Here is a 23,079-nt window from a genome sequence, read left to right as displayed (position 1 = left end):
ATACCCACGCATCATTATAACAAAATACATATAAATAAGTAAAGGACTGGGATTATGTAGCCCCAGCCCTTTACTTTTATAGTACTCCTCTAAAATAATGACCACGTGTAATGTTTTTCTCAATAGCGTCCATTTTATCCTCTTTAAATAAAGGATGCTCTTCGCCCAATTCAATAAATTCACGATATAAACGCGTAATTTTAGCCAACTTAGCTGGAGTCATATATTTTCCTTCAATTCGAAGCCGATGAATTCCAATAGCGGAAAGACGCGGAACATGAGGGAACATACTCAACTCTTTACCATTTAATACATGCATTCTACAATATTGATCTGTAACTAACGGAAATTTTTCATCTTTTCGATCACTTAAAAAATAGCTTTCTTTTAAACAAGGTTTGCTGCAGGCACCTTTATCTAAGTTTCCTAAAAAGCTGCCCATAGCGCAGTACTCAGAAACCATTAATGATAAATTTCCATGGACTAAACATTCTAATTCACATTTTGCCAAATCAGCAATTTGCTCAATTTGAGAAAAATTTAGTTCCGGGGATAAAGTAACGGTTTCCACTCCCCTAGAAGCTAGAAGCTCTATAGCTAAATTATTATATACATTCATATGATAATCTGCCTGCAATGGAACATTGAAATGGTTCTTTATCATATGCAAAGTTCCAATATTATTTACGGCTATCGCATCGGGAAGATTTTCTTTAAAACTTTCAATTAAAGAAATAAAACCTTTCATCTGCCATTGCTTTAACAATTGCGGTGTATTGAAAACAATTTTTTTATTATACTCCTTTGCCAAAAGATAAGCCTTGTGATAATCACTATCTTTTAAGGCAGAATGTTGAAAATTATCGCCACCAAATAAAATAATATCGGCTCCATTTTCAATTGCAACTCTTACTTTTTCAATGGTGTCTACATTGACAACCAATTGTGGTTTTATTGCATGATTTCGTTTTTTATTTCGTAATATATTTTTTATCAAGTTATTATTTTCAACAACTGATTCCGGGCGAACAAACTTTATCATACGGGCTTTTTCAAGTTCTTCTACAGCCTTGCGTCTTGCCTCATTAATTTCGCTCATCGGCACCATAACTTCACCAATAATATTACAGGTCAATTTCCTTAAAGCAAATACTGTAGTTCCCATTCGATCAATTTGCTTTTTTATCGTTTCTTCAGTCAACGGCCTTTTCAGGGCCTTTTCCGCAACAAAATCAGTCTCACCATTGCCAAAAAATCCTTCTTCATCTACGATTTCAATTTTTAAGGGAGAGCCTATACTTACTGTTACCTTTACGTCAATTGCATAACGCCTTAATGGCGCACCTTGATTAAAAAAACTACGCGCACGTTCCATTAACTGTGCATCAAATACTTTAAATGCCCGATCATGATCACGAACTGGTGATGAAATCGCAAATGAAACTTTTTGATTTGGTAAAGCTGACGTTACTTCTTTTCCTTCTACATACATCGTCGTTACAGTTGCGCTTACTCGCCCGCCGACTTTTACCCAAAACTCAACAATATCATTTTGATTTAAAGTCTCTGCTAATTTTATCGTAACCAGCTTGGTTTTTGCATCATATTTCTCTACTCTTCCAGCTAGAACGCCTCGATTATTCGGTCTGCGGTCACTCATCATGAACTTACCTGGACGTTTTTTCATATATGCCTCAGTAAAATCACGATTGAAAATTTGTGCTAATTCTTTTTTCTCAACCAAATCAACAACAAAATCATTTTTATTCGCAAGATAAGAATCAACCGCCCGACGATACGTATCAACAACAACTGCAACATATTCTGGGCGCTTCATCCGGCCTTCAATTTTTAACGAATCTACACCAGCCTCGATCAGCTCTGGTAAAAGGTCGATCGTATTTAAATCTTTTGGACTTAATAAATATTCGCCAGCTTCTCCTCCAGCCAATACATTATTTCCATCTCCATCAACTAAAGTATAGGGCAATCGACATGGCTGTGCACACCGACCACGATTGCCACTTCTTCCCCCAATCATTCCACTCATTAAGCACTGTCCTGAATAACAAATACACAGTGCACCATGAATAAATACTTCTATTTCAATGTCTATATTTTGGCAAATGTATTGAATATCTTCGATAGATAATTCACGCGATAACACAACACGGGTAAATCCCAATTCTTTCAAAAAGCGTACACCCTCGATATTATGTACAGTCATTTGCGTGCTCGCATGTAAAGGTAAGTCAGGAACAATTTCACGTGCCAGCTTAGCGACCCCTAAATCTTGTACAATAATTGCATCGGCTCCTGCATGATATAAAAATCTCAAGTACTCCGCCAATTCCTCAAATTCACTATTATCAACGACTGTATTTACTGCAACATCTACTAAAACATCACGTCTATGTGCGAATTGAATTGCTTCTACCAATTCATCTTGTGTAAAATTAGCAGCATATGCTCTAGCACCAAACATTTTTCCTGCTAAATATACTGCATTTGCACCACTTTCCACAGCAGCAATTAATGCATCTTTACTCCCAACAGGAGCCAACAATTCCACCATTTATTTATCCCTCTCGTTTATCCATTGTATTTAATTATTATATCATATCAAATAAAATTATTATCTATTAAATCAGAAAAATTAAAGCTGCCTGCAAATATGCAGCAGCTTTTTCTTACATTTATTTTTTACTCTTTTTTAGCAACTCTTTTATTTCATGTATTTCCTCTATCATTCTATGCAACTGTCTCCACATTTGTCCCATGGGACTTAGTGGATTATCCTCCAAATCTTTCATGTAAAGGGATACATCTCTTTTCGATACTGGTTCTAAATCATGATTTTTTATTATTGTGAAAACTCCACAGCTTTCCAGACGTGCTAATTTAATATCTTTTACTTCAGTCATATCCATTCCTAATTTATGTAGTTCCTGCCGTAAATCATCATAATTAAAACGCGTCTTATTAAAGTTTTCTTGAATAATCTTACCATTCCTAATTAATAAAACAGGAGTCCCTTCGACCAAACGCCGAAAAAAAGTACTTCTTAATGATAAATAAGATAATGCTTGTTGCAAAGCTAACAATGCTAGCAATCCACCAATGCCCGCAAAAAAATCTTGGTTTTTATCCATCGCCGTCGTAACAATGATATCACCTATTCCTACCATTATAACAAAATCGAATGGCGACAATTGCCCTACAGTACGATTCCCCATTAATCGTATAACAATCAAGGCAATTGAACATAAAAGCAGAATGAGCCAAAAGATATTGACCATTTCCATAAACGCGCTCACACAAATCTCCCCCTTTATTTCTATTATGTAAAAATAAAGGGGTTTTATACTTTCATTTATTCATTTTTTAGTATTTCAAGCATATCTTTATAATCTTCTTGTAATTTCATATATTCATCCGTAATGTTGAGTGCTGCCAAAACCGCTATCTTTGTTGGTGCCAATAGTGGATTGGCTTTCGCAATTAAACGCATCTGCGCATCCAAAAAATCAGCTAACTTTTGTACTCGCTTAGCCTCTAAATCACCCTTTAATGCATAGGATTCCCCAAAAATTTTAACCTTTACTTTATGTTCATTCATCTATTTCACCTAAAATTCGCTACTTATTACATTCAGGTAATAAATTCTCCTTGTATTAACTTAATTCCTGCCAGCAAAAAATAAGAGAATGCAATACGGAAATAAAAATTTCTCCCACATTCTCTTACTTATACCTTAACTTCTTAGTTTAGCGTTAAAAGCTTCTTCTAATGCTTTGATAATAGACTCAAAGTATGGATCAATTTCTGCATCAGTTAGAGTTTTCTCGGCAGATTGGAATTGTAACGAAAAGGCTAAACTCTTTTGTCCTTTACCAACTTGCTCACCCATATACACATCAAATAAACAAATATTATTTAATAATTTTCCAGCATTTTTAACAATCATTTTTTCAACTTCACTAGCCGTTATATCATCGGCAACAACTAAAGCTAAGTCACGCGACATCGCTGGATATTTGGGTAATGACTGATAACGACATGTTAAAGCAGAGTATTTCATTAATTTTTCGATATCCATTTCAAACAAATAAGTTTTCTTTGTAATGTTCATTTGTGCTTGTACTTGCGGATGAACTTCGCCAACATATGCAATAATTTCTTTCCCCTTCATAAACAGTGCTGTCTTCCCTGGATGCATTGCATAATGTTCACCAGCTTGAACGGTGTATTTTTGAATTCCTAACCGTTCGAATAAAACTTCAATCACACCTTTTGCATCATAAAAATCTACAGTATCTTTGCCTTGATTCCAAGCAATATCAGTACGCTTGCCTGTTAATGCACCACAAAGCATTAATTTTTCTATCGGTAGTTCTGTTAAAGGCAAAGCTTTTGGCGTAAAAACCGAGCCAATTTCAAATATTTTTAAATCTTCATTTTTCCTTGAAAGATTGCGTGCAATGGTCTCCAAAACACTGCTTACCGCTGTAGTTCTAAGCAATGGAAATTCATCAGTAATTGGATTCATTATTTCTACGGCCTGACGAAGTTGACTATCCACTGGAATATTCAATTTATCAAAGGTCTGTGGGTGAGTAAAGCTAAAAGAAATAATTTCATTCATTCCAGCGGCAACTAAAATATCCTTTACTCTATCGACAAAGCTTTGTTCTTCACTTTGTCCACCTTGCATCATTGATCCATCTGGCAATGTAGAAGCAATACGATTAAATCCATAAATACGCGAAATCTCTTCTGCAATATCTGACATACATCTTACATCATTGCGCCAAGAAGGAACAGTAACCGTAATTTCTTCACCTTTTACACTACTGATTTCAAACTCTAACCGTTTTAATATATCAACCATCACTTGACTAGAGATAGTTGTTCCTAAATGTTTATTCACCTGCGTTGAGGTAAACTTTACTTGACTTGGTAATTCAAAACCTGGATATGCATCCACAATTTCCGGACAAACAGTACAAGCTCCCATTTCTTCTAATAATTGAGCAGCTCTATCTAATGCCTTTACTGTATTGATTACATCAACACCGCGTTCAAATCTTCCGGAAGCTTCAGAATGAAGTCCGCAAGCACGTGCAGTTCTGCGAATATTTGCCCCATTAAATACGGCTGCCTCTAAAACTACAGTTTTAGTTGACTCCGTTACTTCAGAAGCAAGTCCACCCATAACACCGCCTAGACCTGCTGGCTGTACACTATCAGCAATAACTAGCATAGATGGATTTAATTCACGTTTCACATTATCTAACGTTGTCAATTTTTCTCCTTGATTTGCCTGACGAGCAATTAGAACATGTCCAGCTAACATATCATAATCATATGCATGCATCGGTTGCCCAAATTCAAGCATTACAAAGTTTGTAACATCAACAACATTATTGATCGAACGTACTCCTGCAGCTTCAATTCTTTCTTTTATCCAAGCTGGAGATTTCCCAACTTTTACATTTTGTAATACCCTCGCTGAAAATCTTGAACAAAGATTATTTGCTTCAATTTTTACAGAAATTAATTCATTTGCTTTTTTATCTCCATCTTCTTGTAATCGCAACATTGGTTTTTTTACAGAATTTCCAGTTAACACTGCAATTTCTCTTACTATTCCAAGAACACTAAAGCAATCTGCACGATTGGCTGTAAGCTCAAACTCTAAAATAACATCATTTAATCCCAAAACATCCTTTACTTGAATGCCAACCGATGTATCTTTTGGTAAAATATAAATTCCAGATTTAGCGTCATCAGATAAAGAATCTAAATCCAAATTTAACTCTGCTGCCGAGCAAAGCATCCCAAAAGATGCAACCCCACGTAGTTTACCCTTAGAAATTTTCAATCCATTTGGTAATTTAGCGCCTATCATTGCAACTGGTACAATTTGTCCTTCACGAACATTAGTCGCTCCTGTTACAATAATAATCGTTTCTGCCTGACCAACATCTAAAGTACAAATCGATAACTTATCCGCATTAGGATGTTTTTCAATTTGTACAATTTTACCTGTAATAACCTTTTCTAATCCAGCACCCATATCTTTAATATTCTCTACAGGTACACCAGCCATTGTCAATTTATCAGCAATTTGCTCTGGAGTTTCTTTAAAATCTATATAATCTTTTAACCACTTTATTGAAACTTGCATACGCGAACCCCTTTCTCTACCTCAAAAATTAAAACTGACGTAAAAATCTCAAATCATTATCATAGAATAATCTCAAATCATCAATACCATATAAAAGCATTGCAATTCGTTCAACACCCATTCCAAATGCAAAACCACTTACTTCATTAGGATCATATCCACTCATTTCTAAAACACGGGGATGCACCATTCCAGACCCTAATATTTCTAACCATCCTGTCCCCTTACATACACGACAGCCCTTCCCCTGACACATTACGCAAGAAATATCAACTTCTGCACTTGGTTCCGTAAACGGAAAAAAGCTTGGTCTAAATCTAACACCGACATTTTCATTGAAAATCTGATGAATAAAAGTTTCTAACATTCCTTTTAAATCAGAGAAACTAATATTTTTGTCAACAACTAAACCTTCCACCTGGGTAAACATAGGTGAATGTGTTGCATCATAATCGCGACGATATACTTTTCCTGGAGCAATAATACGAATAGGACTATTCGGTTCATTCGCTTGCATTGTTCGCGCTTGAACAGGTGAAGTATGGGTTCTAAGTAAAATTTCCTCTGTAATATAAAACGAATCTTGCATATCACGTGCAGGATGATCTTTCGGTAAATTCAACGCTTCAAAGTTAAAATGATCTTGTTCTACTTCTGGTCCTTCAGCAACACTAAATCCCATTTGCATAAAAATGCTTTTGATACGATTTAACGTTAACGTAAGTGGATGTAAATGACCCACTTGATTTATTCTCCCCGGTAAAGTAACATCAATTTTTTCTGCTTTTAAACGCGCTGCTAATTCTATCGCTTTTAATTCATTGTTTTTATTGTTTAACATACTTTCTAGCTCAGCACGAACTTCATTGACCATTTGCCCTACTTTGGGACGATCTTCAGGGCTTAATGCACCCAATCCACGTAAGATCGTCGTTAAACTTCCTTTTTTCCCAAGGTACTCTACTCTTAATTCATTTAGAGCATTAAGATTTTCCGCTGCAGAAAATGCTTGTATAGCTTCTGCTTTTAAACTTTTCAACTGCTGTTCCATAAAAACCTCCTGAATATTTTATCCGATGGCTAACGGGGTCATCTATCGAAATAAGCGATTCACACAAAATCAAAGATTTTGGTTCTTTGCTTATAATACTCCCGCTCCTTTAAGCGGAAGTAAAGACCTCGTAACCCCCTGGATTACTTGTCTGATTTCAGTGGGAGTTAAAACTCCTACTGAAACAGCCTTGTTTATGCTTATAAAATAAAAAACTCCCACCCCTGTAAAGGGGCGAAAGTTTACTTTCGCGGTACCACCCTAATTGATACTCAAAACCTTAACGCGGCAAACGTTCCAACTACTTAAACAACACATGTTTATTTCACCAGAAAAACTCCAGAGCGAACTTTCAACGAATTGATATGATTATGCTTCCAGTCACGGCAATAATCTCCCTGAAAAATCAAAATCAGCTTACTTTCTCCTTCATCGTCTAAAACCATATTATCTTTCGGATTATAACACATTCAACAAAAAATCTCAACAATTCCTAGAAATTCTTTGCCTTAAACTTTCATAAATAATAATTGCAGCCGAAGTTGCTACATTTAACGATTCAGCATCGCCTTGCATTGGGATAAATACTTTTTCACTTGCACCTATTAACAATGTATCACTTACGCCATTTCCTTCATTACCAAAAATCATTGCCGTTGGTTTAGCAAAATCACATGAAAAATAAGTTTTAGCAGTTTTATCAAGTGCAGCTGCATAAGTTCTAATAGAATTCTTTTTCACAAACTGCAATAGATCCTCTGTCTCTACATCTTCAATAATAGGTACATGAAACAGTGCCCCCATTGCCGACCGCACTGTTTTTCCATTAAAAATATCAGCAGACCCCTTCGTTAAAATTACTCCGCTACATCCTGCAGCATCCGCAGTACGAATAATAGTCCCAACATTTCCAGGGTCTTGCACGCTATCCATAATTACGACAACCGGGTTTTCAGCTCTTTTTAATATATCTGATAAATTATACTGGTGCTTCTTTACCACCAATAAAATCCCCTGTGAGCCTTTTGTTTCACAAACTTTATCATAAATACTTTGATTCACCCGATATAGGGCACAATTTCTCGTTTTCAATTCATCTACCAAGTGCAAAATTCTCTCGTTTTTCACAGAGTCTAAGTAAATGGCAAATTTAATTTCCCAATCAGATTTCAGTACCTCTTCAACTAATCTAGTCCCTTCCGCAATAAAAACTTGATGCATGTCTCTATACTTTTTCTGTTTTAAACTAGCAGCTAATTTAATATGTGCATTTTGCAAACTGGTAATTACTTCGCTCACTCTAGTTCCTCCAAGCCGTTAATGCTTTCATTGCTACCGACAACAACAACTATATCATTATTGATAATCACTTCATTAGGCAAAGGTGAAATAATCAAATCATCACCCCGTTTAATTGCTACAACATTTATTCCATACTTTGCACGAATATTAGACTCTGCTAATGTTTGATTCTGAAAAGCTTTCGGTGCTGTAATCTCCACAATACTAAACTTTGGTGAAAGCTCAATATAATCCATCACACTTGTTGATGCTAAGTTATACGCTACACGCCGTGCCATATCTCGTTCGGGAGCAACAACCCTATCCGCTCCAATTTTTTCAAGCAATTTCCCATGTAAGCTATTACGAGCAGTAGCTACAATATAGGATGCGCCAATTTCTTTGAGCTGCAAAGTTGTCATGATATTTGATTGAACATCTTCACCAATAGCCACTACAACTACATCAAAATTAAGTATTCCAATCGCTCTTAAAGCAGCTTCATCTGTAGAATCGGCTTGGATAACATGAGTTACTTCATCACTAAAATCTTGCACTTTTTGTGGGTTCTTATCAATAGCCAAAACCTCATATCCCATTTTATGTAATGCCTTTGCCATGTTACTTCCAAACCGTCCTAAACCAATAATAGCAAATTGTCGATTATTTCGATTATTCTTAATTTTCATTTATCATTCACTCCTATCCAATTGTAATTTTTCCTTCAGGATATTGTATTTTACTCTTCTTATATTTTAAAGCCAACGCAAATGCTACTGTCATTGGACCAATCCTTCCAATAAACATTGTAAAAATAATCCATAGTTTACCATGCCATGTTAATTCGGATGTAATCCCTGTAGATAATCCCGTTGTTGAAAATGCAGATACAACTTCAAATAAAATATTAATAAATGGAAAAGATTCACTAATACTAAGCATCAATGTAACAAATACAATTAAAATAGCAGCTATAATAAAAATCGTAAAAGATTTATAGACAGTTATTGTTGGTATACGCCGATAAAATAATTCAGCTTCCGTTTTTCCACGAATTTGCGCCCAAACAGCTGATACAATCACTGCAAACGTCGTTGTCTTTATTCCACTTCCTGTCGAGCCTGGTGATGCACCAATAAACATTAAAATAATAATGGAAAATAATGTTCCATCCATCAATAAACTCGTATCAATTGTAGCATATCCAGCCGTTCTTGCCGTTACAGCTTGGAAGTAACTAGCTAATAATTTACCATAAAAAGTAAGTCCACCTAAAGTGGCATCATTATCATATTCCAAAATCAAAACCCAAAATGTACCAAATGCAATTAAAAAAGCAGTAGTATATAAAACAACCTTTGTCTGCAATGAAAACAATCTAAATTTCTTATTCTGCCAGATATCAGCTAAAACTCCAAAACCTACCCCACCAGCAATAATTAAAGAACTCAGCGTCATCGTAACTACAGCATCATCAACATAACGAGTAATATTACTTCCACTGCCACCAAAAACATCAAATCCAGCATTACAAAATGCAGAAGCAGCATGCCAATATCCAAAATAAATTCCTTCAATTCCAAAATCCTGATAAAATCTAGCAGCTAAAATTGTTCCACCAATAAGCTCAATCAATAATGATGCTTGACAAATATAAATCGTCAGGCGAACAATTCCTGATAAAGTTAATTGATTTAATGCTTCCTGCATAATCAAACGGTCTTTTAGCTGTATTTTGCGTCGCATAATAACAGCCGCTAATGTTGCTGTCGTCATAATCCCAAATGCACCAATTTGAATTAATGCAACAATAACTAATTGTCCAAATAAAGAAAAGAATGTCCCCGTATCTACGACAACTAAACCAGTTACACAAACAGCAGAAGTAGCCGTAAATAATGCATTAATAAACGACATCCCCCCTCCTTGTGCGTGCGATATTGGTAACATCAATAAAAATGTTCCTATGAATATCAATAAAGTAAAACCAATAATAAGAATTTGATATGGCGTTAACTGCCAACTAGATATATCTAAAAAATTCGCAAACTTTTTAGCATTCAATTTTTTCACTCCGTCTACAATCAATATTACCAGTTTATTACTACCAAATAATATGTTCTATTTAATTTAAAAACTTACTCCTAGTTAAATAATGATAATACATTTTAGGTTTATAAAATATATTATCATTATTTAACTAAAAAATACAGATAAACAACGCTGTTAAAAAAGGTTCTGATAAAAATCAGAACCTTTAACTTATTTATTGTAATTGTTCTTTTGCTACTTCTACTAATTTAGTAAATGCAGCACTGTCATTTACAGCCAAATCAGCAAGCATCTTACGGTTAACAGCTACACCAGCTTTTGTTAAACCATTGATTAATTTGCTGTAGGAAATTCCATTAATACGAGCTGCCGCATTAATACGAGCGATCCATAATTGACGGAATTCACCTTTTTTCGCACGACGGTCACGACGCGCATAGTAAAGCGCTTTCATTACAGTTTCATTTGCTTTTTTAAACTGTTTGCTTTTTGCGCCTCTATAACCTTTAGCTAGTTTTAAAATCTTTTTATGACGTCTATGTGCAGTCACGCCTTTTTTAACTCTTGGCATGTTTCGTTCCTCCTAAATATCTATATTTTAAGCGTAAGGAAGCATTTTAGTTACGCGTTCGTAATCAGCTTTGCTTACAAGTGTTGCTTTCCGTAAATTACGTTTACGAGCCGGGGATTTCTTTTCTAAGATATGACTTTTAAAAGCCTTTGCACGTTTAAATTCACCGGAACCAGTTACTTTGAAACGTTTTGCTGCAGCTCTGCGTGTTTTAATTTTTGGCATTGCTATTCCTCCTTTAGTTATGTGCCTTTGGTGCTAAAATCATAATCATATTTTTACCTTCAAGCTTTGGATCACGTTCAACGGTTACTAATTCTTTCATTTCAGCAGCCATCTTAAGTAATATCTCTCTGCCAAGTTCCGGATGCGATAGCTCTCTACCACGGAACATAATGGTAACTTTTACTTTATCACCATCTTCGATAAAACGAAGTGCATTTTTTAGCTTGACGCTAAAATCATGCTGTTCAATATTCGGACGAAGTTTTACTTCTTTTACAGTAACAACTTTTTGTTTCTTCTTCGCCTCTTTGTCACGTTTTTGTTGTTCGTATCTGTATTTACCAAAATCCATAATACGACAAACTGGTGGTTTTGCTGTAGGTGCAACTTCAACTAAATCTAATTGTTGTTCACCTGCAATCCTTAATGCATCTCTAAGAGACATAATACCAAGCTGTTCACCAGTCGGACTCGTTACGCGAACTTCTCTTGCCCGAATCTCTTCATTAATTTTTGGATTCTCTTTACTAATTGAGATTCACCTCCTAAAAAAATTGTGTATACATACAAAATAAAAACGGGCAGCACACGCCACCCGTAAATTACAATAATAAATATTAATAATTCATCTTACCTTATTGACTAAGCGCCATAAGGTGAGAAGCGGATGGCTTCTACTTCACACGTATTTAACTCACTTAACTATATTATCAGTTAAATGATATACTGTCAATACCTTTTATGCTTTTTTCTGAATTTTTTCTATTACTTCATTAATAAATTCTGTTTTAGATTGAACTATGCTATTTTTCTCCCCATGTTTGCGAACCGCAACTTGTCCCTCTTCCATTTCTTTATCACCAACAACAATAATATAAGGTGCTTTAGACATTTGTGCTTCACGAATTTTATAGCCAATTTTCTCATTGCGGTCATCAACCTCAGCTCGAATTCCTTTTGCAAACATTTCTCTTTCTAAAGCAACTGCATACTCTGCATGTTTATCAGCAATCGTTAGAATTTTTACTTGCACAGGTGCAATCCATACTGGGAACACACCAGCATAATGCTCAATTAAAATTCCAATAAAGCGTTCAATGCTGCCGTATACAACACGGTGAATCATAACTGGACGATGCTTTTGTCCATCCTCACCTACGTAAGTTAAATCAAATTTTTCAGGCAATAGCATGTCTAGTTGAATCGTCCCACATTGCCATGTACGACCAATGGAATCTTTTAAATGAAAGTCAATTTTAGGTCCATAAAATGCACCATCACCTTCGTTAACAATATACTCCATACCACGTTCATTTAATGCATCACGTAAAGCATTTGTAGCAGTTTCCCATACTTCATCACTACCCATTGAATTTTCTGGACGGGTACTTAATTCCGCATGATAAGATAATCCAAACGTACTATATACTTTATCAAATAAATCAATTACTTTTTGAATTTCATCTTTAATTTGCGATGGCAACATAAATATATGTGCATCGTCTTGCGTAAAATTACGCACTCTCATTAATCCATGTAATGCCCCAGACAATTCATGACGATGTACGAGCCCAAGCTCTGCCGTACGAAGCGGCAAATCACGATAACTATGATGTTGTGTACGATATACCAAGATTCCACCTGGGCAATTCATTGGTTTTACCGCATAATCTTCACCATCAATTTGCGTAAAATACATGTTTTCTTTATAATGATCCCAATGTCCTGACTGTTCCCATAATTTACGATTTAAAATAATTGGAGTTTTAATTTCTTTATAGCCATACTCACGATGTAATTGGCGCCAGAAATTTTCTAATTCATTGCGAATAATCATTCCATTTGGATGAAAAAACGGAAAGCCCGGTCCTTCTTCTTGTAAACTAAATAGATCTAATTCACGCCCTAATTTACGATGATCACGTTTAGCAGCTTCTTCAAGCATGGTCAAATATGCATCAAGCTCTGCTTTCTTTTCAAAAGCCGTTCCGTAAATACGTTGTAACATTTTACGTTTTTCATCGCCACGCCAATAAGCACCTGCAATACTTTGCAATTTAAAAGCTTTCACTTTTCCTGTTGAAAGCACATGCGGGCCAGCGCATAAATCAACAAATTCACCTTGTTGATACGTAGAAATTACAGCATCTTCTGGCAAATCATTAATAAGCTCTACTTTATATGTTTCACCTTTATCTGCAAACATTTTAATTGCATCTTTACGACTTAATTCCTTGCGCTCGATTGATAAATTTTCTTGTATGATTTTTTCCATTTCTTTTTGAATCTTCTCTAAATCTTCTGGCGAAAATGGTTTTTCAACATCAAAATCGTAATAAAATCCATTTTCAATTGCTGGACCAATTGCAAGCTGCACATTTTTATATAAACGTTGTACAGCTTGAGCCAAAATATGTGAAGCACTATGTCTAAGCGCATGTTTTCCTTCACTATCAGCAAAAGTTAACAATTCGACCTTTGCATCTTTCGTTAACTCTGTATCTAAACCAACTACGACATCATCTACTTTTGCCACTAATACGCTTTTCGCTAAACTGCGGCTTAAAGTTTGCGCAAATTCTAATAAAGTTGTGCCTTCTTTCACTTCACGTACAGCGCCATCTTTTAACATTAATTTTATCAAAATAACTACCTCCTAAAAATAAAAAAACCTCATCCCCATAAAGGGACGAGGTTATTATACTTCGCGATTCCACCCTGATTGATAGATAATAAAGTACCTATCCACCTTCATTTAGATAACGGGGTATTCCCCGGCTTAGCTTACTACTATTTCAGCCTACAGTTCAAAGGTAGTAATATCAACAATTGAATAAAATGCTCACAGCTTTCACATCTCTCTCTGAAAACAATTACATTGATACCATGTCCTCATCATTACTTTTACAATATAATTTTATTTTAATATTATAGCTCAATCAGATAAATAATGTCAATCTTTAATTCAATCTCGCTTTTAATGCTGCATGGAAAATATTCTGGATAATCTCTCCAGTTTCAACTTTTGCAATATTTTCAAAAGTCAGTTTAAATGAAACGGCATTGACCTTAACTTTTGGAATTAACGGATGTCCCGTTTGTAAATATATATTTTCTGTAAATTTATGCTCGACTGCCACCTCGGAAAAATCATTTTTCGCCTCTTGCTTTTTTATATAATCATTAAAAATTCCTTCTATAGAGTCAACGCATAGTCCGGATTCATTATATAAAAAGGATTCCTTGGGTTCACCATGATAAGAAATCATTTGATCCCCTAATCCATGTTTTTCTTTTTCCGCCTTTGCCCACTCTTTATCAAATTCAATCTTAACTTCGCCAATCAACGGCTGCCATGTTGGTTTATCATTCACTCCTGTCATCTCATAAAGAACAATCCCTACATCTCTAGCAACATCTTTTACAATTTTTTCATAAACAGGCTGCGTGAAAATGACTCCCATAACTTGACCAGAAATATCTTGCAAAATATTAGCAAAATGAAATAATCGATTTCTATCTACGGATTTATCCATCTGTCTAGTTTGTATAATCACTTTATATACAATCCCATTTCCACCCTCAAACTCCCAGTATAAATCAATGGGATATGATGCCGTTCTACCTTCAACCTCATAATCTTTTTCAATTTTTAACGTTTTAACTTTTTCTTCATTTCGAATTAATTCTATAACTTCATCCATCATTGTTTCGGCTTTCTTCATTTCAGCACCATCCCTATTTATAATCATATAACCATTATTTATTTGACACTTACCGAAAAAAACCTTTTTATTATTTATATTATACTTAGTATATGCAATTCATTACAAAATATATTTGATGTATATATGGACAAACATTGTATAAACTATAAAAAGTGTTTCATATGTTTTTTTATCAAAGGAGGCAAAAAAGTGGAAAATAATTCAACAAATTCTCAAAATCAAGGGACAACTTCTCCTCTTACTACATCATATAATAGTGCACAAAGTAACACAAATCAGGTGAACTCGACCGCAAATCAAAATCAAGCACAAAATACTACGCAGGCATCAAGCAATAATCAACAAGCAAATATTACAGACACGATGAATCAACAATCCGGAATCCCTCAAGCCGTTGTTGGGCTTTTCTCTAGCTTAAATGCCGCTAGAGAATCCGCTGCCCAATTACGTCAAAGCGGCTTTACCATTGAAGAAATCAACATCATTTCTAAGGAAAAAACCAATGATAATGTTGTAAACAATATGGGCAGTGATGACTCTATTGCTGATGGAACTATGGCAGGCGGTGCTATTGGAGGTATTGGCGGATTATTATTGAGCGCTGGTGCCTTAACAATTCCAGGCATTGGGCCAATCATAGCCGCAGGTCCAATCGCTGCAACAATCGCAGGTGCTGTTGGTGGCGGAATCACAGGTGGATTGATTGATTGGGGCATTCCTAGTGATAAGAGTGAAGAGTACAATAATGAAGTTGCTTATGGCAAAACATTAGCAGTTATTAAAACAGATGCAAACAAAGTTCAACAAGCCATTCAGATTATGAATCAAAATGGTGCTATGAATGTTGAAACTCATAATGCAAAATAACCAGTCATTCAGTATAAAACTTTAAGCTTTCTATTAAGAAATAAGCACCATTTTATACATTGTTATTTGTATAAAGGGTGCTTATTTCTCATGCTCTGCCACTTTCAAACCTTGATTTTTATTATAAAATGACTACAATAAATATTAAATATAACCTAAGGAGGAATATAGTATGGCGGAATCATCTTTATTAAATGTATTTGAAAAACTAACTTGTAAGGAAGAAGCAATCAAAGGATTAATTTCTGCCGCCAGCTCCGGTGAAAAAAAACACCTAATTTTTACAGCTGCAGGAATAATCCTTTGCAAACAAAAATTAACGCAAGATCAACAAGGTTTATCAAATATTTTAATTGCTCATGACGTAATATTTAAAACAAACACAAATGACATATTAACCCTTCCGGAACTCTTTATTATGGTCGATGAAATAACTGCTTTTCATCCAATAAATGACCAAGAATTCCAATCTATTATAACTACATTACGGAAATAAATCAAAGGCTGAGATTACATTATTTTATGTAACCTCAGCCTTTTCTATAGACTCTATAATTTGACGAAAAAGTGGCGCTGCTATGTTTCCACCAGACATTCCATCTTCGACAAAAACAACGACTGTATACTCAGGTTCATCAAATGGTGCAAACCCAACGAACCAAGCATGATTGATACTTTGCCCTTTTTCATTTACCTTGCCAGTTTCAGCAGATCCTGTTTTTCCCGCCGATCCACCTTCTTTAACATATGCAGCTTGCCCAGTACCATAACTCGTAACACCAAGCATCATATCTTTTAATATTTTTGCAGTTTTAGACGAAAATATTTTTTTACTTTCTTTTGTTTTAATCATCTTTATAGAATCACCATGACGATTATTTATCTCGATCACCAATTTAGGCGAAGGTATACTTCCATCATTTGCTATTGCTGATGTAAAACACGCCATCTGTAACGGTGTGACTTCACACTTTCCTTGTCCTATTGAAAAATTAGCAAGTTCACCTCGATGATATTGATCATTTGTAGGTAGATTTCCTAAAGTCTCATTAGGGAAATTTAAATCCGTCCGATTTCCGAAACCAAACTTCTGTGCAAATAATTTTAAATTTTCAAATCCTAGCTTCAGCCCAACTTGAATAAGTACTGGATTACTCGAGTATGCAATAGCTTCTTCAAATGTAAGCTTTCTTTTTCCACTTTTTTCATCCCAACCACGAAAAATAATTCCATCTACGTCAATAAAACCATCATCATTAAAAACTTCCTTAGGTTTTACAATATCTTTTTCCAATGCGGCTGCAGCTACAACTAATTTAAATACAGACCCCGGCTGATAACTACTAACTGCACGATTTAATAATGGGGAATCTTCCGCAGAGAAGTAATCTTCAATTTTTCCAGGCATAAAATTGGGTCTAGATACCATGGATAAAATTTCACCTGTTTTAGGATTCATAACTACAACTGCGGCTTTATGCACTTTATTTTCATCTAATATCTCTTCTACCTTTTTTTGTATCCCATAATCAATCGTCAATCTGACATCATTATTCCCATATGGCTCCGGCAAATGCAATTTTTTATAGCTTAATCCAGGGATAAGTTCACTTCTTGCATCTATTAAGGCCGCTACGTACTCTTCATCTGCAACTTTTAAAATGTCATCATATAAATATTCAATTCCACTTACGCCTTTATTATCACTTTTGTTAATATATCCAACTATATGATTTGCAATGTTTTCTCCATATCGAACTTTAGCTTTACTAATTATAAATCCATCTAAACCTAATTGATTAATTTTTTTTATTATATCTTCAGATAAGTTTTCTGCAATTACCTTTGGTTTTACAATGGATTTAATTTCTCTTTTTAATTCTTCACTGTCTCTGCTTAATATTTTAGATAGTTCTTCAACTTGCCCTTCCTTTTGATAATATTTTCCAGGAAATATCGTAAGATTATATTGCTCTATAGAATTCGTTAGTTTCTCTCCATTACGAGCTAAAATATCACCTCGTAATGATACCATTTTTACTTCTTGCACCCGTCCCAATAACCCCAAAGCTGCTAAATCATCACTAATGAAAATTTGCAAGTAAAATAATCGAGCTAATAAAATAATTCCTATAGCTGAAAGCAAAAGGAATAAATGATAAATGCGTGCAAAAGGAAAAGGCATACCATTCACCTCCATAAATAGTATGCCTTGATTTTACTAAAGCTATAATAAAGTTCTTATAAAAATTATACAATAATTCACAATGTCTCTTCTTGCTTCTCAAACAAAAGAAATGAATTCTTAGAGATTGGATTGCGGAATCTACATTGAAAAAGGTTTTCCCCCTTCATTATTCTTCTATTAAAGAATAATGAAATGGTAAATTCGTGATTACCTCTTCTACTTCCTTAAAAGTATCAGGTGTTGTTCTAACGATTACAATTCCCTCTTTATTATTAATCGTACTAACTGTTCCTAAATATTCATAGCCTTCCATTATTCTATTGAAAAAGTTAATATCTTTAGGATCTATCTTTATTTTGACTAGCTCTTTCATAATTCTCCTTACGCCTTAACATTGCATATGGCTCTACCGGTTCATTCATTTTTATTTTTATTATCTGTTGTGCATGTGGCGCTACTTCGATTGCCACATCTTCATCATTTAACATTATATCAATATTTTGTTTAAAAGTCTTCCCCTTAGGTTGAATAACTTCAATCTCCTGACCGATTTTCATGTTGTTACGTTGCTCAACAATTGCAAACCCTGTAGGTTCATCATAGCTAAGAACAAGTCCAATAAAATCGCTTGTCTGTATATAAGAGGACGAACCATAAATCTGATCTTTTTCTGTCGGCCTATGAAAATAAAATCCAGTTGTATATTCACGGTGAGAAACCTTTTGCAATTCATCTAACCATTCATCTTTAATCTCAAACGCATCTGGATCTGCAAAATAACTATCAATCGCCAGGCGATAAGCTTTCACAACACTAGATGCATAATGAACACTTTTCATCCGACCTTCAATTTTTAAACTATCAACACCACTTTTTATCACCTGATCAATATATGGTAACAAACACATATCTTTTGAATTAAAAATATACGTACCACGTTCATCCTCAAATACAGGGATAAATTCACCCGGGCGCTTTTCTTCCACTAAACTATACTTCCAGCGGCAAGATTGCGCACAACTCCCACGATTTGCATCTCTTCCTGTAAAATAATTACTCATTAGGCAACGCCCTGAATAAGAAATACACATTGCACCATGTACAAACATTTCTAATTCAACATTACATTTTTCTCGAATTTCAGCAATCTCATTTATCGATAACTCTCGTGCTAATACCACTCGAGAAGCGCCCATATCTTTCCAAGCTTGAACAGAAGCCCAATTCGTATTATTCGCTTGAGTGCTAATATGAATATGCAGATTAGGCGCAACTTGCTTCGCGATTTGAAACACTCCCAAATCTGCAACTAAAATAGCATCTACCCGAATAGACTCAAGGTATTTTAAGTATTCTGGTAATTTTCCCAAATCACTATTATGCGCATATATATTTACTGTCACATATACTTTTTTGCCCATTTCATGAGCAAACTCCACGCCTTCCTTTAATTCCTCTTCTGTAAAGTTTCCACCAAATGCACGTAGTCCAAAAGCCTTTCCGCCTAAAAAAACCGCATCTGCACCATAAATTAATGCCATTTTCAATTTTTCTAAATTTCCTGCCGGAGCTAATAACTCAGGTTTCTTCACTATTTTTCCCCCTATGATAAGAAACAGCTAACCCATCTCCATCATGATGAATTTTTGTCTCAAACTCAGGATGTTCTGTAGCCATTTTTATATATTCTCGTAATCGATTCACAATTGTTTTATAACGTCTTGGTGGCTTCTCACTGCTTTCGACATAGCCTCTAAATAAAACATTATCTGCTATAATAACGCCATCTTTAGCAAGTAATGATAAAGCTTGTTTAAAATAGTATGGATACTGACCTTTCGCTGCATCAATAAAAATAACATCATAAAAATCAGTTAACGTATTAAGTATTTGCGCTGCATCCCCTTGCCGAATTTCAATTTTATCCTCATATGACGACTCCGAGAGAAAGCTACTCGCAACTTCAGCACGTTGTTCATCTAATTCTAAAGAAAGAATTTTTATCTCTGGATCACTATGCTGCGCAATTAATAATGCAGAATACCCAATAGCAGTTCCTATTTCTAATACTTTTTTAGGTTTTTTTTCACCAATAACTGAGACTAATACTCTTTTACCATTTTCATTAATAATCGGAACTCTATATTCCTTCGCATACTCTTCCATTTTTTTTAATAACAAATCCATTTTTATCCTATCCTATCTATCGCTAGAAGATGTTCTTCATATGTTTTGCTAAAATGGTGCTTTCCATTCTTATCAGCAACAAAATATAAATAATCTGTTGGTGTTGAATATAAAACTGCCTTGATTGATTCTACTCCTGGGTTTGCAATCGGGCCCGGCGGCAACCCCATATTTTGATACGTGTTGTATGGAGATTCTATTTTTGTATCTTGTAATGATAATTCCGGCTTAGGAAAACCTAGAATATACTGAATTGTCGCACATGATTGCAAAGGCATATGCTCTTTTAAACGATTCATGAATACTTGCGCAATAATTGGTCTATCTTCATCCACTTGCGCCTCTTTTTCGACTAAAGAAGCCAAAATAACAAGCTCTCGAATAGAAAGTCCCATTTGATTTGCGCGCTCTCTCATCTCTTCCGTCAATTTATCATTAAATTCCTTTGTCATAATGCCAAGAATTTCTTTTGATGACTGTTTACGTGAAAACTGATAGGTTTCAGGGAACAAAAACCCTTCTACACGATACTGCGCTTGAGAATCTAAAGAAATATATTCATATGGAGCAAAATCTTTTGCGGCTTTTTCAAAATCTTTTTGTGTTGTTATCCCTTTTTCTTCTAATATCTTACCAATTTGGTTGATATTATATCCTTCTGGAACCGTAACTCTAATTTCATTAGCAGCGATTTCTCCTTTTACAAGTATATCAACGATTGTACTGTATGACATATCTTTTGAAAAAGCATATTCACCAGCTTTTAATTGACTATCTAAACCATTCATTTTTGCAATGATTTTAAATCCAATCACACTATCAATCACATTTCGTTCATAAAGTAAATTTGCTACATCTTCTGCAGACATCCCAGATTTTACTGTAATATAAACATCTCCATGATGCTTTACATGCGTCTGATGCATAACACCGTAGGTAAACATAAAAAAAGAAAATGCTAAAAAAACACTTAAAATAATCCATGTGGATATTTGTTGTTCATTTTTCCTTATCTCTAGCATCCCTTCACCCCCAAATGAATTCCAATTAAATTAATTACATTTTATAAATCTTCTTTAGTAACATTAATATTCAATCCTATATGCTTAATAAAATAATTGATATTGACTCTATGTAAATCATCTCTACTTTCATTTTATGAATTCACTATCTTACAGAAAATCTTTAATTTATTCGATGATTACTATTCATCTAACAAAAGTAAGCGACTCATACAAAATCAAAGATTTCACTGCGTTACTTCACAAATTGCTTTTTCTATAATTAGAGTTAAGGGCAACTAATCTTTAAATAAATGCGCACAATCTAAATCTTCCCTTGAGTTAAGTCTTACATTATAAAAATGATACAAAATCCAACATTATATCTTATTGATTATAACAAAAAAAAACATTATTTTAAAGATAATCACATAAAAAAATCGGGGAAAAATCCCCGATTTAAAATGTAATTAAACCTTATTTAATTTAAATTCAGTATCATAATCGTCTCAAACTACAATACTTAAAAAGAATCTAACTGATTAGAACATCTCACTCTTATGTTATTGTTATTCTTCTTCCTCAGCCATTAATTCGTCATAGGCTTTTTGTACTTCTTCAAATTCTTCATCTGTAGGATCTACATAAACTTCTTCACCATTTTCGTCCAAATCAATTCTAGCAATGAAAACATCTTCATCGTCACAACCACAATCACATCCACAGTCATGCTCTTCATCTTCATTAATACCAACTAAAAGTGCAAATTTTTTATCGCCAACAGGAATGATAAGTTCTTCACGATAGTAAAATTCATTTCCCTCTTCATCTGTCATGACAACAACTAATTCATCTTGTTCATCAATAACTTCTTTTTCTTTATCAACCATTTAATTCACCTCATTAAATTATTTTCTTATATTCTTAACAAACTTTGCCCCTTCATAGTATACTAGAAAAGTTTAGCTGTCAAGAAAGATTCAGCCTCTACTATCTAAATATCCCTGTAATATAAAGACAGCTGCCATTTTGTCTATCACCTTGCGTCTTTTTGCTCTGCTGACATCTGCAGCAATCAAAGACTTCGTTGCTGCTACTGTCGAAAGTCTTTCATCCCAAAAAATAATTTTTGTTCCTTCAATTTTGTCAACAATTAATTCAGCAAATGCCTTTACAAATTCAGCTCGCGGACCAATTGTTCCATTCATATTTTTTGGCATTCCAATAAGTAATTGATTTGTTTCATATTCTGCCATTAATTCTTGTAATCTTTTCAAATCTCGCTCTAAAGAAGTTCGACGTATAGTCTCCACTCCTTGTGCAGTAATCATCAAGGCATCACTTACGGCTATGCCGATCGTTTTATCCCCTACATCGAGTCCTAATATTCGCATTTTTTCTCCTTACAAATCCTATTTCTCAATATAAGATCGTATAAACTCTTCTAAAAGTTCATCACGTTCTATCTTTCTGATCTTACTTCTGGCATTATTATAACTCGTAATGTAGGTAGGATCTCCAGAGAGTAAATATCCAACTAATTGATTAATTGGATTATATCCCTTTTCCCGCATAGCTTGGCATGCTTCTTCAATCACAACAGACGCCTTCGGAGCATCTTCTGTTCCTACTCTAAACATCATTGTTTCTTCCATATTTGCCATCTAGCATCACCCTCTCCAATAGTATCGACTTATATTACATATATATTCGTGCTTGACCTACTATTTCCCTTCAA

The 23,079-nt window shown here is 34.6% G+C and carries 23 protein-coding genes and 3 other annotated features; of the genes, 2 read left to right on the top strand and 21 right to left on the bottom strand.

The window, feature by feature from the left end; translation table 11 throughout:
* Nucleotides 1–76 precede the first annotated feature (76 nt).
* From P3F81_RS05515 to P3F81_RS05455, 13 genes are all read right to left on the bottom strand, one after another.
* Complete coding sequence (locus tag P3F81_RS05515; RefSeq protein WP_147670599.1) at nt 77–2,575, bottom strand: U32 family peptidase; 2,499 nt, start codon at nt 2,573–2,575, stop codon at nt 77–79.
* Between the two features lie 121 nt (nt 2,576–2,696).
* Nucleotides 2,697–3,317, bottom strand: a complete 621-nt coding sequence (locus tag P3F81_RS05510) for a DUF421 domain-containing protein (RefSeq protein ID WP_309320739.1) — start codon at nt 3,315–3,317, stop codon at nt 2,697–2,699.
* 56 nt (nt 3,318–3,373) lie between these two features.
* A complete protein-coding gene (locus tag P3F81_RS05505; protein ID WP_147670601.1) occupies nt 3,374–3,619 on the bottom strand; it encodes a cell division protein ZapA in 246 nt (81 codons plus the stop codon).
* 135 nt (nt 3,620–3,754) lie between these two features.
* A complete protein-coding gene (pheT, locus tag P3F81_RS05500) occupies nt 3,755–6,190 on the bottom strand; it encodes a phenylalanine--tRNA ligase subunit beta (RefSeq protein ID WP_147670602.1) in 2,436 nt (811 codons plus the stop codon).
* 28 nt (nt 6,191–6,218) lie between these two features.
* On the bottom strand, nt 6,219–7,241 hold the full coding sequence (gene pheS, locus P3F81_RS05495; protein WP_147670604.1) for a phenylalanine--tRNA ligase subunit alpha: 1,023 nt from the start codon (nt 7,239–7,241) through the stop codon (nt 6,219–6,221).
* 227 nt (nt 7,242–7,468) lie between these two features.
* Nucleotides 7,469–7,683 (bottom strand) — a binding site (T-box leader).
* Between the two features lie 41 nt (nt 7,684–7,724).
* Complete coding sequence (locus P3F81_RS05490; protein WP_147670606.1) at nt 7,725–8,540, bottom strand: TrmH family RNA methyltransferase; 816 nt, start codon at nt 8,538–8,540, stop codon at nt 7,725–7,727.
* Nucleotides 8,537–9,211, bottom strand: coding sequence for a potassium channel family protein (locus P3F81_RS05485; RefSeq protein ID WP_147670608.1), 675 nt, complete (start codon nt 9,209–9,211; stop codon nt 8,537–8,539). The genes P3F81_RS05490 and P3F81_RS05485 overlap by 4 nt, the downstream gene beginning before the upstream one ends.
* A gap of 13 nt (nt 9,212–9,224) precedes the next feature.
* The gene (locus P3F81_RS05480; RefSeq protein ID WP_309320737.1) at nt 9,225–10,586 is read right to left on the bottom strand and encodes a TrkH family potassium uptake protein; all 1,362 of its coding nucleotides are present in this window, start codon (nt 10,584–10,586) and stop codon (nt 9,225–9,227) included.
* 202 nt (nt 10,587–10,788) lie between these two features.
* Nucleotides 10,789–11,145 (bottom strand): 50S ribosomal protein L20, encoded by a 357-nt coding sequence (gene rplT, locus P3F81_RS05475; protein WP_147670610.1) that lies wholly within the window; start codon nt 11,143–11,145, stop codon nt 10,789–10,791.
* Nucleotides 11,146–11,172: 27 nt separating this feature from the next.
* Nucleotides 11,173–11,370 carry a 50S ribosomal protein L35 gene (gene rpmI, locus P3F81_RS05470; protein WP_147670612.1) on the bottom strand — a complete coding sequence of 66 codons (198 nt, stop codon included), beginning with the start codon at nt 11,368–11,370 and terminating at the stop codon, nt 11,173–11,175.
* Between the two features lie 13 nt (nt 11,371–11,383).
* A complete protein-coding gene (infC, locus tag P3F81_RS05465) occupies nt 11,384–11,908 on the bottom strand; it encodes a translation initiation factor IF-3 (RefSeq protein ID WP_147670614.1) in 525 nt (174 codons plus the stop codon).
* Nucleotides 11,909–11,933: 25 nt separating this feature from the next.
* Nucleotides 11,934–12,056, bottom strand: a sequence feature (ribosomal protein L20 leader region).
* 53 nt (nt 12,057–12,109) lie between these two features.
* Nucleotides 12,110–14,014: a threonine--tRNA ligase gene (gene thrS / locus P3F81_RS05460; protein WP_147670616.1), complete on the bottom strand. Its 1,905-nt coding sequence runs from the start codon at nt 14,012–14,014 to the stop codon at nt 12,110–12,112.
* A gap of 38 nt (nt 14,015–14,052) precedes the next feature.
* Nucleotides 14,053–14,278, bottom strand: a binding site (T-box leader).
* 52 nt (nt 14,279–14,330) lie between these two features.
* Complete coding sequence (locus tag P3F81_RS05455; protein WP_147670618.1) at nt 14,331–15,095, bottom strand: hypothetical protein; 765 nt, start codon at nt 15,093–15,095, stop codon at nt 14,331–14,333.
* A 192-nt stretch (nt 15,096–15,287) separates the two neighbouring features.
* On the opposite strand from P3F81_RS05455, the gene P3F81_RS05450 reads away from it, so the two are divergent.
* Both P3F81_RS05450 and P3F81_RS05445 read left to right on the top strand, forming a co-directional pair.
* Nucleotides 15,288–15,965, top strand: coding sequence for a hypothetical protein (locus P3F81_RS05450; RefSeq protein ID WP_147670620.1), 678 nt, complete (start codon nt 15,288–15,290; stop codon nt 15,963–15,965).
* A 172-nt stretch (nt 15,966–16,137) separates the two neighbouring features.
* A complete protein-coding gene (locus P3F81_RS05445; protein WP_147670622.1) occupies nt 16,138–16,461 on the top strand; it encodes a hypothetical protein in 324 nt (107 codons plus the stop codon).
* 24 nt (nt 16,462–16,485) lie between these two features.
* Here the strand turns inward: P3F81_RS05445 and P3F81_RS05440 are convergent, their stop codons facing one another.
* The 8 genes from P3F81_RS05440 to P3F81_RS05405 form a co-directional block, all read right to left on the bottom strand.
* Nucleotides 16,486–18,150, bottom strand: a complete 1,665-nt coding sequence (locus tag P3F81_RS05440; RefSeq protein ID WP_147670624.1) for a peptidoglycan D,D-transpeptidase FtsI family protein — start codon at nt 18,148–18,150, stop codon at nt 16,486–16,488.
* A 169-nt stretch (nt 18,151–18,319) separates the two neighbouring features.
* Nucleotides 18,320–18,526: a DUF4911 domain-containing protein gene (locus P3F81_RS05435; RefSeq protein WP_147670626.1), complete on the bottom strand. Its 207-nt coding sequence runs from the start codon at nt 18,524–18,526 to the stop codon at nt 18,320–18,322.
* On the bottom strand, nt 18,492–19,745 hold the full coding sequence (locus P3F81_RS05430) for a peptidase U32 family protein (RefSeq protein ID WP_309320735.1): 1,254 nt from the start codon (nt 19,743–19,745) through the stop codon (nt 18,492–18,494). The genes P3F81_RS05435 and P3F81_RS05430 overlap by 35 nt, the downstream gene beginning before the upstream one ends.
* Nucleotides 19,732–20,340 (bottom strand): O-methyltransferase, encoded by a 609-nt coding sequence (locus P3F81_RS05425; protein ID WP_147670629.1) that lies wholly within the window; start codon nt 20,338–20,340, stop codon nt 19,732–19,734. The genes P3F81_RS05430 and P3F81_RS05425 overlap by 14 nt, the downstream gene beginning before the upstream one ends.
* 2 nt (nt 20,341–20,342) lie before the next feature.
* Nucleotides 20,343–21,362 (bottom strand): endolytic transglycosylase MltG, encoded by a 1,020-nt coding sequence (gene mltG, locus P3F81_RS05420; protein ID WP_147670631.1) that lies wholly within the window; start codon nt 21,360–21,362, stop codon nt 20,343–20,345.
* A gap of 548 nt (nt 21,363–21,910) precedes the next feature.
* Nucleotides 21,911–22,231 (bottom strand): DUF1292 domain-containing protein, encoded by a 321-nt coding sequence (locus tag P3F81_RS05415; RefSeq protein ID WP_147670633.1) that lies wholly within the window; start codon nt 22,229–22,231, stop codon nt 21,911–21,913.
* A 90-nt stretch (nt 22,232–22,321) separates the two neighbouring features.
* The gene (ruvX, locus tag P3F81_RS05410) at nt 22,322–22,735 is read right to left on the bottom strand and encodes a Holliday junction resolvase RuvX (protein WP_147670635.1); all 414 of its coding nucleotides are present in this window, start codon (nt 22,733–22,735) and stop codon (nt 22,322–22,324) included.
* An 18-nt stretch (nt 22,736–22,753) separates the two neighbouring features.
* A complete protein-coding gene (locus tag P3F81_RS05405) occupies nt 22,754–23,005 on the bottom strand; it encodes an IreB family regulatory phosphoprotein (RefSeq protein ID WP_147670637.1) in 252 nt (83 codons plus the stop codon).
* Nucleotides 23,006–23,079 lie beyond the last annotated feature (74 nt).

Source organism: Selenobaculum gibii (genome assembly GCF_030273445.1).
Classification (GTDB): domain Bacteria; phylum Bacillota; class Negativicutes; order ICN-92133; family ICN-92133; genus Selenobaculum; species Selenobaculum gibii.
Note: the sequence above shows the minus strand (reverse complement) of the source record. Positions and strands in the feature narration are given on the sequence as shown.

What these genes read in the sequence shown, in the direction of transcription:
- P3F81_RS05425 (WP_147670629.1), bottom strand. Translation starts at nt 20,340, where the DNA reads ATGGATTTGTTATTAAAAAAAATGGAAGAGTATGCGAAGGAATATAGA.
- P3F81_RS05445 (WP_147670622.1), top strand. Translation starts at nt 16,138, where the DNA reads ATGGCGGAATCATCTTTATTAAATGTATTTGAAAAACTAACTTGTAAG.
- P3F81_RS05515 (WP_147670599.1), bottom strand. Translation starts at nt 2,575, where the DNA reads ATGGTGGAATTGTTGGCTCCTGTTGGGAGTAAAGATGCATTAATTGCT.
- pheT (WP_147670602.1), bottom strand. Translation starts at nt 6,190, where the DNA reads ATGCAAGTTTCAATAAAGTGGTTAAAAGATTATATAGATTTTAAAGAA.
- rplT (WP_147670610.1), bottom strand. Translation starts at nt 11,145, where the DNA reads ATGCCAAGAGTTAAAAAAGGCGTGACTGCACATAGACGTCATAAAAAG.
- P3F81_RS05415 (WP_147670633.1), bottom strand. Translation starts at nt 22,231, where the DNA reads ATGGTTGATAAAGAAAAAGAAGTTATTGATGAACAAGATGAATTAGTT.
- P3F81_RS05485 (WP_147670608.1), bottom strand. Translation starts at nt 9,211, where the DNA reads ATGAAAATTAAGAATAATCGAAATAATCGACAATTTGCTATTATTGGT.
- P3F81_RS05505 (WP_147670601.1), bottom strand. Translation starts at nt 3,619, where the DNA reads ATGAATGAACATAAAGTAAAGGTTAAAATTTTTGGGGAATCCTATGCA.
- rpmI (WP_147670612.1), bottom strand. Translation starts at nt 11,370, where the DNA reads ATGCCAAAAATTAAAACACGCAGAGCTGCAGCAAAACGTTTCAAAGTA.
- P3F81_RS05440 (WP_147670624.1), bottom strand. Translation starts at nt 18,150, where the DNA reads ATGCCTTTTCCTTTTGCACGCATTTATCATTTATTCCTTTTGCTTTCA.
- P3F81_RS05435 (WP_147670626.1), bottom strand. Translation starts at nt 18,526, where the DNA reads ATGAAAGAGCTAGTCAAAATAAAGATAGATCCTAAAGATATTAACTTT.
- mltG (WP_147670631.1), bottom strand. Translation starts at nt 21,362, where the DNA reads ATGCTAGAGATAAGGAAAAATGAACAACAAATATCCACATGGATTATT.
- pheS (WP_147670604.1), bottom strand. Translation starts at nt 7,241, where the DNA reads ATGGAACAGCAGTTGAAAAGTTTAAAAGCAGAAGCTATACAAGCATTT.
- P3F81_RS05455 (WP_147670618.1), bottom strand. Translation starts at nt 15,095, where the DNA reads ATGAAGAAAGCCGAAACAATGATGGATGAAGTTATAGAATTAATTCGA.
- ruvX (WP_147670635.1), bottom strand. Translation starts at nt 22,735, where the DNA reads ATGCGAATATTAGGACTCGATGTAGGGGATAAAACGATCGGCATAGCC.
- P3F81_RS05405 (WP_147670637.1), bottom strand. Translation starts at nt 23,005, where the DNA reads ATGGCAAATATGGAAGAAACAATGATGTTTAGAGTAGGAACAGAAGAT.